This window comes from Kocuria sp. CNJ-770, assembly GCF_001942375.1.
Lineage (GTDB): Bacteria > Actinomycetota > Actinomycetes > Actinomycetales > Micrococcaceae > Kocuria > Kocuria oceani.
Genome location: NZ_MKJW01000111.1, coordinates 20,065 through 33,013, shown reverse-complemented (window position 1 = coordinate 33,013; position 12,949 = coordinate 20,065). Strand labels below are relative to the sequence as shown.

The following is a 12,949-nucleotide window of genomic DNA, read 5'->3' as shown; positions in this document are numbered from 1 at the left end:
CCGACGCACCGGACCGCACCGACGGCGAGGAGGATCCATGACCGCCCGTGACCGCTTCTTCCTCGACAAGTCCGATCCCGGCTCCTGGCGCGCCCTCAACGGGCTGGCCGGCACGGTCGCCGACGCCGCCGAGGAGGCGGGGGTCTCCCGGGCGGTGCTCGAACTCGTCAACGTGCGGATCTCCCAGCTCAACGGGTGCGCCTACTGCCTGGACCTGCACGTCCGCTACGCCGTGAAGGCCGGGGTGAGCTCCCAGCAGCTCGCTGTGCTGACCTCCTGGCGGGAGGCCGAGGCCCTGTACTCGGACCTCGAGCGCGCGGCGCTGGCCGTCGGGGAGGCGGCCACGGTCCTGCCCGAGGAACCGGCGCGCACCGCGGAACTCGCCGCGGCCCGTGAGGCGCTCACCGACGAGCAGTTCTCGGCGCTGCAGTGGGCGGCGGTGACGATGAACGCGTTCAACCGGATCTCGATCCTCTCCCGCCACCCCGTCCGCTCGAGGGGCGGCGCGAAGGCGGCCGCGGCGACGGCCCCGGCCACCCCTGCCCCGGCGAGCGTGCCCGGGGGCGGGGCATGACCAATCTGGACGCGCGCCCCGAGGAGGTCGTCTGCACCGAGGGCGGTGGGGGCCCGCAGCTGCTCCCGCCGCGCGACGTGCCGCTGGGCGGGCCCCGGGCGATGACCGTGCGCCGGACCCTGCCCCAGCGCCGGCGGAGTCTGATCGGCTCCTGGTGCTTCCTGGACCACTACGGCCCGGACCCGGTCTCCGCGTCCGGGGGGATGCGGGTGGCCCGGCACCCGCACACCGGCCTGGCCACGGTGAGCCTGCTCTTCACCGGGGCGATCGCCCACCAGGACTCCGCCGGGTACCGCGCGATCGTGCGCCCCGGCGAGGTCAACCTCATGGTGGCCGGGCGCGGGATCTCCCACCAGGAGTTCTCGACCCCGGACACCGGCCTCCTGCACGGGGTGCAGCTGTGGTACGCGCTGCCGGACCGGACCCGGCACACGGCCCCGACGTTCGAGCACTACGCCCCGGAGCCCGTGCCCGGGCCGGGCAGCCTGCTGCGGGTGTACCTGGGCTCCCTGGCCGGGTCCGTCTCCCCGGTGCGGACCCACACCCCGCCCCTGCTGGCCGCCGAGATCGCCCTGGACGCCGGTGCCCGGCTGGAGCTGGAGGTGGATCCGGCCTTCGAGCACGGGGTGCTGCTGGACGCCGGGGACCTCGCCCTGGACGGGGACCCGGTGCCGGCGGACCACCTGGCCTACCTGCCCCCGGGCCGGGCGCGCCTGGTCCTGGAGGCCGGGTCGCTCCCCGTCCGGGCGCTGCTGATCGGCGGGGAGCCCCTGGGCGAGCGGATCGTGATGTGGTGGAACTTCGTGGGCCGCAGCCACGAGGAGGTCGCCTCCTACCGGGCGGCCTGGCAGGCGGAGATCGGGCCGAGCCGGCACCGGCCGGAGCGGCCGACCCGCGCTTCGGCCCCTATCCGGAGGGAGAGCCCGCTCCGCTGCCGGCCCCCGCCCTGCCCACCGTCCCGCTGCGCCCGCGCGGCTGAGCCCCCGGGGCCGCCCGGCCCGGTGCCGGGCGCCGTTCGCCCGGCACCGAGTCGCCGGGCACCGGAGCGCCCGGCACAGGGTCGGTGGGCCCGCGCCGGGAGAACCCGTGCCCCGAAGGGGGATCGCAGGCCGCCGTTCGGCGACGCGCCGGTGTCTTCACGGTCGCGAACGGTCCGGCGGGCGGGATCAGCGGCTAGGTTCGGTGCTGAGCCCCGACCGGGCCCGTCCCGCCGCGAGGAGTCGACCGCCATGACCCAGTACCCGTACGGCCCGTCCAGCGCCCCCGGCGGCCCGTGGGCGGCCCGTCCCGTCCCGCCGAGGACCCCGGACCTGCGGCTGCTGCTGCGGCTCACGGTGGCGTCCCTCGCCATCGGCGTGCTGGGCAGCGTCATCGGCTACCTGACGTCCTCGGAGCAGGTGGCCGCCGCCTCGGGCGGCATGTTCCTGGGCACGGGCTTCGTGCTCGCGAGCGCCGTGGTGGGCGTCGCCGTCAGCGCGGGCCTGTACGCCCTGGTCTTCTTCCCGCTGCGCGATCAGCGGCAGTGGGCCTGGATCCTCGGCATCGTCTTCGCGTCCATGGCGGTGCTCAGCACCGTGGCCAGTCTCGTGCTGTCGTTCGCCGTGCCCGTCGTGCCGACCGGGACGCAGCCGCTGCAGCTGCTGCCCGCCGCGCTCAAGCTCGCGGTGGACGCGGCGTGGCTGGTCGTGGCCGTGCGCCCGGGGGTGCGCGCCGCCCTGCGCTGACCCGGCCGGGTCCGGGGCCCTACGCTGGGGGAATGCCCCTCCCCCGCTTCCGTCCCACCGGCCACGGCTCCCCGGAGCCCGCCGCCGTCGTCGCCGGCGCGCACTACCGCATCACCGTGTTGACCGACGGGCTGCTCCGCCTGGAGTACAGCCCCGGAGGCCGGTTCGAGGACCGGCCCTCGGCCTTCGCGGTGCACCGCCGGTTCCCGGTGCCGCCGTTCCGCGTCCGGCGCTCGGAGGCCGGCCTGGAGCTGTTCACCGACCGGATCCACCTGAGCTACGACGAGCGGGAGTTCAGCCCCTCCGGCCTGTCCGTGCAGGTGCGCGGCGGGGTGACCAACTACCACAGCGTGTGGCGCTACGGCACCCCGGTGCCCACGCTCGGCGGGACCGCCCGCACCCTCGACGAGGCCGACGGCCCCATCCCGCTCGAGCCGGGCATCAACTCCCGGGAGGGCTTCGGGGTGGTCGACGACTCGGGGTCCGTGCTGCTCACGGAGGACGGCTGGTACGCCCCGCGTCCCCGTGAGGAGGGCGCGGTGGACCTCTACTTCTTCGGCTACGGCCACGACCACCAGGAGGCCCTGCGCGCCTTCTACGCGCTGTCCGGGCCGCAGCCGGTGCTGCCCCGCTACGCCCTGGGCAACTGGTGGAGCCGCTACCACGCCTACGACGAGACCGAGTACCGGCAGCTGGTCCAGGACTTCGCGGAGCGCCGCCTGCCCTTCTCCGTGCTCGTGGTGGACATGGACTGGCACCTCACCGACGAGCACGTGGAACGCCACCACGGCTCGGGCTGGACCGGCTACACCTGGAACCGGGAGCTCTTCCCGGACCCGCGGCGCTTCCTGGGGTGGGCGCACGAGCGCGGCTACCGGGTCACCCTCAACCTGCACCCGGCCGACGGCGTGCGCTCCTTCGAGGAGCCCTATCCCGCGATGCTCGAGGCCCTGGGCCGGGACCCCGGGACGGAGGAGCCGGTGGCCTTCGACGTCACCGACCGGCAGTTCCTCTCCGCCTACTTCGAGGTCCTGCACCGGGGCCTGGAGGCGGAGGGCGTGGACTTCTGGTGGATCGACTGGCAGTCCGGCGAGCACTCCCGCCTGCCCGGTGTGGACCCGCTGTGGGTGCTCAACCACTATCACTTCCTGGACTCCGCCTCGGGCGGCGAGCGCCCGCTGATCCTCTCCCGGTACGCGGGCCCCGGCAGCCACCGCTATCCCGTGGGGTTCTCCGGCGACACCGTCATCTTCTGGGCCTCGCTGGCCTTCCAGCCGCGGTTCACCGCGACGGCGGCGAACATCGGCTTCGGCTGGTGGAGCCACGACATCGGCGGGCACATCCACGGCTCCCGCGACGACGAGCTGGCCACGCGCTGGCTGCAGTTCGGGGTGTTCTCCCCGGTGCTGCGCCTGCACTCGGGCGACAACGACTTCATCGCCAAGGAGCCGTGGCGCTACCGCTCCCCCTACGCCGAGATCATGGAGCGAGGCCTGCGCCTGCGGCACCGTCTCGTGCCGTACCTGCACACCGCCAACCGCGCCGCGGCCGTCGACGGCGTGCCGCTGGTCCGGCCCCTGTACTTCGAGCACCCGGAGGCGGAGCAGGCCTACCGCTACGACCACCAGTACCTGTTCGGCCCCGAGCTGATGGTCGCGCCCGTGACGGCCCCCGTGGACCCCGTGCTCACCCGCGCCGCGGTGCCCGTGTGGCTGCCGGAGGGGTCGTGGACGGACCTGTTCACCGGCACCGTCTACGACGGCGGGCGCGAGCTCGTGCTGCACCGCGGCCTCGGCGAGCTGCCCGTCCTGGCGCGCGCCGGCGCCATACTCCCGCTCGCCGGCGCGGACCGCGACGCCGCACCGGGCCCGGGAAACCCCGCCGAGCTCGAGGTGCTGGTGGTGGCGGGCGACTCCCACGGCGCCGTCCTGGACGAGGACGACGACGCCGGGGACGGCCGGGACCCCGCCCGCTGGGCCCGCACCGAGCTGGCCCTCGACGTCGCGGCCGGGGAGTTCTCGCTCGGCCCGCGCGGGCAACCTCGGCTGCCTGCCGCCGGTGCGGACCTGGACCCTCACCGTCCTCGGCGCCGCGGAGCTGACCGGCCTCACCGTCACCGTGGACGGCGAGGACGCCCCGGTGTCCGTCGTCCGGCGGGACCGGCGCACCTCCGTCACGGTCCCGGACGTCCCGGCCGGGGCGCAGGTCGTGCTCCGCTCCCCGGGCCTGTGCGGGGTGTCGGCCCCGGACCCGGCGCCCCGGGTCTTCGACCTGCTCAACGACGCCCAGATCGGCTACGACGTCAAGGAGCGCCTCTACGCCGCCGTCCGGCAGGACCCCGTGGCGGCGCTCGGCCAGGCCCCGGCCCTGGGCGCCGAGGGGCCACTGCTCAGCGCGCTCGCCGAGCTGGTCCTGGCCTCCCGGGACGGTGCCTGATCCCGGGGCCCGGCAGCCCGCCGGGCCCTCCGGTCCGGGTCCCGCCCGCACCGCGCCACCGGGGTGCGCTCGTCCGTCCCCGGCGCTCCGGTCAGGCGTCCGCGCGGCGCCGGAGCGGGGCGAGGGTCTCCGGCTTGTCGGTGGCGTGGAAGTCGGTGATCAGCCGCGCGCACAGCCCCGGCTTCTCGACCAGCACCCCGTGGGAGGCGTGCGGGACCACGGCCAGCTCCGCCTGCGGCAGGGCGCGGTACATGGCCACGGCGTGCTCGAGCCGGACCTCGTCGTCGTCGCCGAGGAGCACCAGCACGGGAAGGCCGAGACCCGCCAGGTCCGCGTCCGTGAAGGCCGGTTCCGTCGCGTGCATCCGCCGCAGCTTCTCCACCACCTGCCCGTAGTGCTCCCGCCCGTCGGGCGAGACCTCGGCGTAGGCGTCGGCCATGAACTCCGGCACCCGGGCCTGGTCCTCGAGGACTCCCGGCGCCCATCCGCTGTGGTGGTGGACCCCGGCGGCGACGACCAGGTCGCGGACCAGGTCGGGACGCCGCAGCGCCACGGCCAGGGCGACCACGGCCCCGTCGCTGTAGCCCAGCAGGTGCACCGGGGCCCCCGCCTCCCGCTCCAGGAAGGCGATCGTGTCCCCGGCCATCGCGGCGTAGGACAGCGGACCGCCCGGGTCGGGGGTGTGGCCGTGGGCCCGCTGTTCCGGGGTGAGCACCCGGTAGCTGCCGGCCAGCTCCCCGGCCAGCGGCTCCAGGGCCCGGGAGTCCGTGCCGCCGGGATGCAGCAGGACGAAGGGCGGCCCGTCCCCGCGGGCATCGAACCACAGCCGCGCGGGCCGGCCGGTCCCCTCGGTGTCCATGGGCCTCAGTATCGCCTCCCCGGACGCGCCGCACCAGCACCACGCAGCGACGGACCGGAGCGACGGACCGGGCCGTGAGCCCCGGGCCCCAGCAGATCCCCACCCGGTGCGGTTACACTTTGGTCCTTCCGTGCAGGGCAGCCCTGCACAGCAACGCCTTTCCCAGGAGGACGCACCACATCATGGCCACCGACTACGACGCTCCGCGCACCCGCCCCGAGGACGAGCCGGCCAACGAGTCCCTGGAAGCGATCCAGGTCCAGCGCAGCGCCGCCACCCAGACCGCGGTGATCGACGCCGAGGACTTCGACACCGCCGAGGGCATCGACCTGCCCGGCGCGGACCTCTCGCACGAAGAGCTCACCGTGGCCGTCATCCCCGAGCAGAGCGACGAGTTCACCTGCGGGGCCTGCTTCCTGGTCCGCCACCGCTCCCAGCTCGCCCGCACCAGCGCCGGCACCAGTTACTGCACCGACTGCGAGGGCTGAGCCCTCGCAGCCACCGACGGACGACGGCTCGGGCCCCGGCGCACGACGCGCCGGGGCCCGAGCCGCCCTCCGTGCGCCACCGGGCGAGGTGGGGCACAGGCGGCCCCGCGCCCTCCCGGGGCGGACCTCCTCGACGACGTCTACCGCGCCGGGTCGATCATGGTGATGCCGGCCACCGCCGCCCGGTCGAACACGGGCAGCAGCGCCGCGGCCGCGTCGAGCCCGATGGTGCGCTCGATGAGCCTCTGGGGCTGCAGGGTGCCCTGCTCGATCAGCGACATCATGGCCGGGTAGTCGGCCGCCGCCATCCCGTGGCTGCCGAGCAGGTCGAGCTCCCAGCCGATGACCCGCGCCATCGGCACCCGCGGGTGGCCCTCGACCGGCGGCAGCAGGCCGATCTGGACGTGCCGTCCCCGCCGGCGCAGGCTCAGCACGGCGTCGGCGCAGGTCTGCTCGCTGCCCACGGCGTCGACGGCCACGTGGCTGCCGCCGCCGGTGAGGTCGGCGACGGCCTCCGGGACGTCGGTCCCGTCCGCGCGCAGCGTGTGCTCCGCGCCCAGCTCGCGGGCGCGGGCGAGCGCCTCGGGGTTGCGGTCGACCGCGATCACCCGGGCGCCCAGCGCGCGGGCGATCATCACCGCGCTGAGCCCCACGCCGCCGGCGCCGAGCACGGTCACCCACTCCCCCTCGGCCACGCGCGCCCGCGCGGCCAGGGCCCGGTACGCTGTGGCGAACCGGCATCCCAGCCCGGCCGCGGTGGCGAAGTCGACGTGCTCGGGGACGGCCACGAGGTTCGTGTCGGCGGCGTGCAGGGCGACGCGCTCGGCGAAGGACCCCCAGTGGGTGAACCCCGGCTGCTCCTGCGCGGGGCAGACCTGCGCGTCGCCGGCCCGGCACCAGTCGCAGCGACCGCAGCCGCAGACGAACGGGACGGTGACCCGGTCCCCGGTCCTCCAGCGGCGCACGCCCTCGCCCACCGCGGCGACCACCCCGGCCAGCTCGTGCCCGGGCACGTGGGGCCACGCGATCTCGTCGTGCCCGGCCCACGCGTGCCAGTCGCTGCGGCACAGACCCGTGGCCCGCACCTGGACGACCACCCCGTGCGGCGGGGCCGAGGGCTCGGCGACGTCACGGACCTCGGGCCGGGCCCGGACAGCATCGATCACCACTGCGCGCATGGCTCCCACTCTCCCACGGTGGCCGGGCTCCCGGCGCCGGGCGGCGCCGTCCGCGCCGCGGTGGTCCGGCGACCGCCTCCGCAGGATCCTGGGAGGCGGTCCCAGTCCAGAGCCCCGAGGTCCGGGGGCACGGGCAGCCGGGCGACGTCCCTGCGGGAACAGTTGACGAGGCCGGCGCGGATCTCTGCTGCGGTCAGCGGGTGCATGCGGACGGCCCTTCGGGCAGGGGGCCGCACGGTGACCGGTGGCGGCCACCGTGCGGGCCCACCGGCTCAGCCGGTGTTGCGCAGCCCGGCGGCCACCCCGTTGATGGTGATGAGCAGGGCCCGCTGCAGGCCCTCGTCGACCTCCTGGCCCGCGGCGGCCTGCTCCCGGATCCGGCTCAGCAGCTCCACCTGCAGGTAGGAGATGGGGTCGAGGTACTGGTCCCGGACCTGGAGCGTCTGCTTCAGGGTGGGGTTGCCGTCCAGCAGCTCCTCCTGCCCGGTGAGCCGGGAGAGCTCGTCCAGGGTGAGCTCGTACTCGCGGCGGATCACCTCGAACAGGTGCTGGAGCCGCTCGGGCACCAGCGCCCGGACGTAGTGGGCGGCAATCTCCAGGTCGGTCTTCGCCACGGTCATCTCCACGTTGGAGACCACGGAGCGGAAGAAGTGCCAGCGCTCGAGCATGGTGCGCAGGTCGCCCTCCATCCCCGCCTCGCGGGCGGCGCGCAGGCCCGAGCCCACGCCGAACCAGCCCGGGACGATCTGGCGGGACTGCGTCCACCCGAACACCCACGGGATGGCGCGCAGCCCGGACAGGCCCGTGTCCGACGACGGGCGCTTGGCCGGGCGGGAGCCGATGTTCAGGGCGCCGAGCTGCTCCACCGGGGTGGCGGCCAGGAAGTACTCCGGCAGGTCGGGGTCCTCGACCAGGCCCTGGTAGGCGGCGAAGGCGGCGTCGCTGACGACGTCCATGACCTCGCCCCACCGGTCCAGCTCCTCCTCCGAGGAGCGCGGGTCCTGGTGCAGGGCGGTGGCGCGCAGCACGGCGGCCAGGGACAGCTCCAGGTTCTCCCGGGCGAGGGCGGGCAGGGAGAACTTGTCGCTGATCACCTCGCCCTGCTCGGTGAACTTGATCTCCCCGGCCAGGACGCCGCTGGGCTGGGCCAGGATGGCGTCGTGGGTGGGGCCGCCGCCGCGGCCCACGGAGCCGCCGCGGCCGTGGAACAGCCGCAGCCGGACCCCGTGCCGGGCGGCGACGTCGCGCAGCCGGCGCTCGGTCCGGTGGATCTCCCAGCGGCTGGTCATCACCCCGGACTCCTTGTTGGAGTCGGAGTAGCCGAGCATGACCTCCTGCACGTTCCCGCGCGCCGCCACCACCCGCCGGTAGGCGGGGTCGGAGAGCAGCTCGTCGATGACCTCCGCCGAGCGGCGCAGCTCCTGGACGGTCTCCAGCAGGGGCGCGAAGCCGATGCCGGCACGGTCCTGCTCCCCCGTGAGGTCCACCAGCCCGGCCTCACGGGCCAGGATGACGGGGGCCAGGATGTCGTCGGCCGCGCGGGTCATGGACACGATGTAGGTCTCGACGATCTCCTCGCCGTAGGTCTCCTGCGCCCGGACGATCTCCCGGAACACCGCGAAGGTGCGGTCCGCGTCCCCGTCCAGGTGCCCGGCGCCGGTGGACAGCCCCGGCGGGGCGAGGGGACGGCGGCCGGCGAGCTCACCGGCCAGCACCCGGGCACGCTCGGCGCGGGACATCTCCGCGTACGGCCGGTCGAGTTCCCCGAGCCGGTCGAGCAGCTGTCCCACGGCCTCGTGGTGGGCGTCGGCGTGCTCGCGCACGTCGAGGGTCGCCAGGCCCAGTCCGAACCCGGCGATCGTGCGGGTGGCGGCCGCGAGGGTGCCGTCGGCGGCGAGCGCCCCCGCGTGGTGGCGCAGCGAGCGGGCCACCACGTCGAGGTCGGCCACGAGCTCGGCGGTGGTCCGGTAGTCCCGGCCCGGCTCGTGGGCGGTCTCCTCGGCGAAGCGGCGGCGGGTGTTGATCAGCTTGGCCTTGATGCAGGTGAGCTTGAGCCGGTAGGGCTCCTGCGCGTTGAGCTCCAGCACCCGCGGGTCCAGCCCGGGAAGGTGCGCCACGTCCCGCTCCACGGACTCCAGCAGCTCGGGGTCGACCTCGACGATCGCGGTCGAGGAGGAGATCCGGGAGACCAGGACGTCCAGGAAGCTCAGGGCGATGTCGACGGCGGCCTGTCCCTGCAGCTGCAGGACCTTCCGGGTCATCTCGGGGGTGACGTTGGGGTTGCCGTCCCGGTCCCCGCCGATCCAGGAGCCGAAGCGCAGCGGCGGGGCGCCCGCCGGGAGGTGCACATCGTGCTCCGCGAGCTGCTCCTCGAGGTCCGCGAGCAGCACGGGCATGGTCTCGGTGAGCACCTCGCGCAGGTAGTAGAGGGCGTTGCGGGCCTCGTCCAGCGGGGTGGGGCGGTTCTGGCGCAGCTCGTCGGTCTGCCAGAGCAGCTCGATCAGCTCCGCGAGCCGCCGGTCCTGGCTCCGGCGGGCGGAGGAGCCCTCCGGGGTCTCGTGGGCCAGGATGTCGGAGAGGTGCCGGATCTTCGTCAGCACGGAGCGGCGGGAGGCCTCGGTGGGGTGGGCCGTGAACACCGGGCGGACGTCGAGGGAGTCGACCGCCCGGCGCAGGGCCTCCGGGCCGGCCTCCGCGGCGACGTCGCCGACCGCCGCGGCGAGCCACCCCTCCTCCTCGGGGCGCCCTCCGAGCACGCGCACCCGGTGCACCTGCTCGGCGGCGTTGGCCAGGTGGAAGTACTGGGCGAAGGCGCGCACCAGGTCGGTCGCCCGGTCCAGGGGCAGGGAGCCGAGGAGCTCGCGGACCTGGGCCGCGGCGCCGTCGTCCCCGGAGGCCTTGGCGTCCTTGGTGAGCCGGCGGACCTGCTCGACGAGGTCCAGCAGCTCCTCGCCGCGCTGGCGGGTCAGGGTCTCTCCCAGCAGGGTGGTGATCCGCCGGACGTCGGCCCGCAGCGGGGCGTCGATCACCTCGGGGTGACTGGGGGCGGTGTGCGGGGGCCGGTCGTGCTGCGTCGTCATGTCTCGGCTGCTCCTGGCTCGTCGGTCGGGGCGGAATCGCGCACGACCGACGACCGGTCGCGCCGTCGGTGCCTACCCGTCCACCCTACCCCGCGGGCCCGGACGGGTGTATCCGGCGTCACGGCCCGGGCGCTCCCGTGCCCGCCGTGCCCCGGAGCGGTAGGTTCGGCGGTGAGCACCTCGCCCGCGCCAGGAGGCACCGCCATGACCCGAGACCAGCACGGTTCGCCCGGCCCCGTGCCCGGGTCGGCCCGGCCGCCCCGGACGGCCGGTCTGCGCCTGCTGCTGCGGCTCACCCTGCTCTCGTTCGCGGTCAACGTGGCGGACTCCGCCGTCCAGGCGGTGGTGGGGGTCAGCACCCTGCTGCCGGGCCTGGAGGACGCCATCAGCGTCCCCGGGCTGCCCGGGGGCGGACCGGCGGCCGCGCTGGCGCTGTTCGGCGTGGCGCTGACGACGGTGCTCTACGCGCTGGTCTGGTTCCCGCTGCGGGAGCAGCTGCAGTGGGGGTGGGTCCTCGGCCTGGTCTTCTGCTCCCTGGCCGTGCTCGGCGACGTCTTCGACCTGGCGGTGTTCCTGCTGGGCGGCCACCTGCTGCCGGCGCTGAGCACCGTGGCCCTCGTGGCCGTCAACGTGCTCTGGCTGGTCGTGGCCGGCCGGCCGGGGTGCGGGCGGCGCTGCGCTGAGCGGCGCCCGCACCCCCGGCCGGCCGCCTGGAACGGGGCACCGGTGACGCGCTGCCGGAGCCGGCCGGCGGCGCGTCACCGGTGCGCGCGCGTGCGCCGGTACTGTGCGGCGAGCCGGACGGGGGCGTTGGGCGCCCCGAACCCGGCGTAGCCGCCGCGGCGCTCGACCACCTCGAAGAACACCGTGCCCAGGGTGCCCGTGTAGAAGTGCAGGAACTCACCCTCGGCGTCCCGGTCGTAGAGCAGGTCCAGCTCCTGCAGGGAGGCCACGAACTCCTCGTCCAGGTCGAACCGGGCGGCGAGGTCCTCGTAGTAGTTCTGCGGGACCGGCAGCAGCTCCAGTCCGCGCCGGCGGGCCCGGCGGGCGGCCGCGACCACGTCCGTGCAGGCCAGGGCCACGTGTTCGGGATAGGCCGCGCCCACGAAGGAGCCCTGCTCGGCGGCGGCCGGGGCGACGTTCAGGGGCAGCCGCACCGCCGCGTCGGAGGAGCGCATCACCTGGCTGCGCACCAGCCCCGACGGGCCCGGGACGTCCTGGGCCGGCTGGGCGGCGAGGGCGAGCACCGAGGTGTAGAAGAGCACCGCCTCGTCGTAGTGCTGCCACGGCTGGGCCATGTTGACGTGGTCCACGCCGGTGACCAGGGAGGCGGGGTCGAGCTCCTCGTCCGCGCCGAACTCCCCGAGCCACTGCGGCACACCGTTGCCGGGCGCGCGGCAGAAGAAGATCTCCGTGCCGTCCGGGGCGTAGACCCCGCGCAGCACCTGTTCGCCCGGCTCCTGGGTGCGGGGCACCGGCCGGGCCGCGAGCCGGGCGGCGCGCTCGAGCGCGGTGTCGGGCTCCGCGACCTCGAACCCGAGGGCGGCGACCTCGGTGGGGGCGTCGGGGGCGACGGCGTCGTTCACGACGATGCGCACGGGTCCCTGGACCCACAGCTGCACGTGCTCCTTGGACTGGTGGTGCCCGCCGAGGGCGAAGCCCAGCTGGTGCAGCAGCCGGGTGGTCTCCCCCAGGCGGCCGGTGCGGATCTCCACGAAGTCGTAGCCCTCCGGCTCCTCCACCGGCGGCAGCGGCTGCAGCCGCAGCCGGTCCCGTGCCGGCTCGCCGGCCAGGGCCCGCCGGGTCCGGTCCTCGAGCCAGCGCAGGGAGCGCAGCCCGTCCACGGCCGTGCGGTGCACGTCGGCCTGGCGGAAGGCGTCGTTGAAGATCTCCAGGGAGACCGGCCCGTCGTAGCCGGCGCGGACCAGGTGGGACAGGAACCCGACCATGTCGAAGTCGCCCTCGCCGGGGAAGACCCGGTGGTGGCGGGACCAGGAGAGCACGTCCATGTGCAGCAGCGGGGCGTCGGCCAGCTGCACGAAGAAGATCTTCTCGGCCGCGATGGCCTCGATGGGCGCGGGGTCCCAGCCGCGGGAGAGGATGTGGAAGCTGTCCAGGCAGGTGCCCACGTGCGGGTGGTCGGCGAGGTCCACGATCCGCTGGGCGTGCTCGAAGTCGTCGACGAACCTCCCCCAGGCCAGGGCCTCGTAGGCGAGCCGGACCCCGTGGTCCGCGGCGAGGTCCCCGAGCGCGCGCAGCTGCCCGGCCATGACCTCGTCGTCGTCGACCTGGGCGGTCGCGACGTTGGAGCACACGAGCATGGTGGTGGTGCCCAGCCGGTTCATCAGCCGGAACTTCGCCTCGGCGCGCTTCAGGTTGGCGGAGAACCGCTCGGGGGCCACGGCCTCGGCGTCGCGGAAGGGCTGGTAGAGGTCCAGGCCCAGGCCCAGGTCCGCGGCGAGGTCCCGGATCTGCTCGGGCGCCGACGGGCAGACCACGAGGTCCTGCTCGAAGACCTCGATCCCGTCGAAGCCGGCGGCCGCGGCGGCGTGCATCTTCTCCTCGAGCGTGCCCGAGAGGCAGACCGTGGCGATGGAGGTTCTCATGCTG

The 12,949-nt window shown here is 75.1% G+C and carries 8 protein-coding genes and 2 pseudogenes; 6 read left to right on the top strand and 4 right to left on the bottom strand.

Going from position 1 to position 12,949, the window contains the following annotated elements; all coding sequences use genetic code 11:
* Positions 1–37 precede the first annotated feature (37 nt).
* The 4 genes and pseudogenes from BJF77_RS12920 to BJF77_RS12905 form a co-directional block, all read left to right on the top strand.
* Entirely contained in the window at positions 38–574 is a 537-nt protein-coding gene (locus tag BJF77_RS12920) for a carboxymuconolactone decarboxylase family protein (RefSeq protein WP_075872427.1), read from the top strand.
* Positions 571–1,553, top strand: a pseudogene (locus BJF77_RS12915) (pirin family protein). The gene BJF77_RS12920 and the pseudogene BJF77_RS12915 overlap by 4 nt, the downstream one beginning before the upstream one ends.
* Positions 1,554–1,803: 250 nt before the next feature.
* A complete protein-coding gene (locus tag BJF77_RS12910; protein WP_075872426.1) occupies positions 1,804–2,298 on the top strand; it encodes a hypothetical protein in 495 nt (164 codons plus the stop codon).
* Between the two features lie 32 nt (positions 2,299–2,330).
* Positions 2,331–4,070 (top strand): annotated as a pseudogene (locus BJF77_RS12905) (TIM-barrel domain-containing protein); the annotation flags it as partial.
* A gap of 755 nt (positions 4,071–4,825) precedes the next feature.
* Here BJF77_RS12905 and BJF77_RS12900 read toward each other — a convergent pair.
* On the bottom strand, positions 4,826–5,593 hold the full coding sequence (locus BJF77_RS12900; protein ID WP_075872425.1) for an alpha/beta fold hydrolase: 768 nt from the start codon (positions 5,591–5,593) through the stop codon (positions 4,826–4,828).
* A gap of 182 nt (positions 5,594–5,775) precedes the next feature.
* Between BJF77_RS12900 and BJF77_RS12895 the strand changes: the two genes are divergently transcribed.
* Positions 5,776–6,081: a DUF4193 domain-containing protein gene (locus BJF77_RS12895; RefSeq protein ID WP_035929432.1), complete on the top strand. Its 306-nt coding sequence runs from the start codon at positions 5,776–5,778 to the stop codon at positions 6,079–6,081.
* Positions 6,082–6,221: 140 nt separating this feature from the next.
* Here BJF77_RS12895 and BJF77_RS12890 read toward each other — a convergent pair whose 3' ends face one another.
* On the bottom strand, positions 6,222–7,259 hold the full coding sequence (locus BJF77_RS12890; protein ID WP_075872424.1) for a zinc-dependent alcohol dehydrogenase family protein: 1,038 nt from the start codon (positions 7,257–7,259) through the stop codon (positions 6,222–6,224).
* 272 nt (positions 7,260–7,531) lie between these two features.
* Positions 7,532–10,339 (bottom strand): phosphoenolpyruvate carboxylase, encoded by a 2,808-nt coding sequence (gene ppc / locus BJF77_RS12885; protein ID WP_075872423.1) that lies wholly within the window; start codon positions 10,337–10,339, stop codon positions 7,532–7,534.
* Positions 10,340–10,543: 204 nt separating this feature from the next.
* Here ppc and BJF77_RS12880 point away from each other — a divergent pair, with 204 nt between their 5' ends.
* Complete coding sequence (locus BJF77_RS12880) at positions 10,544–11,173, top strand: hypothetical protein (RefSeq protein ID WP_075872422.1); 630 nt, start codon at positions 10,544–10,546, stop codon at positions 11,171–11,173.
* On the opposite strand, the gene BJF77_RS12875 is transcribed toward BJF77_RS12880, so the two are convergent.
* Positions 11,098–12,945, bottom strand: coding sequence for a bifunctional sugar phosphate isomerase/epimerase/4-hydroxyphenylpyruvate dioxygenase family protein (locus tag BJF77_RS12875; RefSeq protein ID WP_075872421.1), 1,848 nt, complete (start codon positions 12,943–12,945; stop codon positions 11,098–11,100). The two genes, BJF77_RS12880 and BJF77_RS12875, sit on opposite strands and share 76 nt — an antisense overlap.
* Between the last annotated feature and the right edge of the window lie 4 nt (positions 12,946–12,949).